Genomic DNA, 886 nt, shown 5'->3' on the forward strand with positions numbered 1-886 from the left:
GCTTCGATTTCCGGTGGCCGTGATGCGGCCCGACCACGTGTACGGCGAATACGAGCTGGAGCAGCTGGCCCAATTTCCGGCGCCCGGCCTGGAGGCCTACGTGCGCGCCAACCTGCGCCTGCCCGCCGAAGTCGCCAGCGGCAGCCAACAAGGGAAGGTCGAAATCGGCTACGTGGTGGGCGAAGATGGCCGCGTGCGCGATGCCTACGTGAACAACGGCCTGTGCCCCACCTGCGATGCGGAAGCCCTGCGCCTCGTGCGTGCGATGCCGGTTTGGCAGCCTGCCCGCACCCGCTACGACCAGCCCGCCGCCACCCGCAAAATATTGCAAATCAATATGCCGCCCACCGAAGACGGGGCCAGCTACGAGCCCGGTATGATAACGGTGCGGGGTAGTAGGGATGATTTTGATGAAGAGCCCCAGGCCCCCGGGCAGCGCACCTACACTGCCGTGGCGCAAATGCCCGAATTAACCACGGGGGGCGGCCGGGCCGCCGTCATTGCCGCCATTCAGAAGCGAATTGTGCTGGCCGTGCCGGTCCGGCAGCGCTGCGGTAAGGGCAAAGTAGTCGTCGCCTTCACCGTCGAAATCACCGGCGCGCCCACCGGAGCCTACATCGTGCGCGGGCTGGGCCCAGAGTGCGACCAGGCCGTGCTGGCTGCCGTACGCCACCTACCGCGGTTTCGCCCCGGCCGTCAAAACGGCCCGCCCGAGCGGGTGCTCTACGCCGTGGAGCTGCCTCTGGCTGCGCCCTCGCCCGCTAAGCGGTAAGCCCACCTACGCCCGCCGTATAAATCACTAGCTGCCAGCGAAACGCCCAGCGCCAGCGCAGCTCATAGCGCGCAATGCCCGCCCGCGCCAGCAATGCCACCCAGTCGGCCCGCC

1 protein-coding gene is annotated in these 886 nt (G+C 67.7%); it reads left to right on the top strand.

What is annotated here, in order from left to right:
* On the top strand, positions 1-772 hold a 772-nt coding region (locus ACYVDE_RS24555; RefSeq protein WP_460504142.1), incomplete at its 5' end, for an energy transducer TonB.
* Positions 773-886 lie beyond the last annotated feature (114 nt).

Source organism: Hymenobacter agri, from assembly GCF_054778495.1.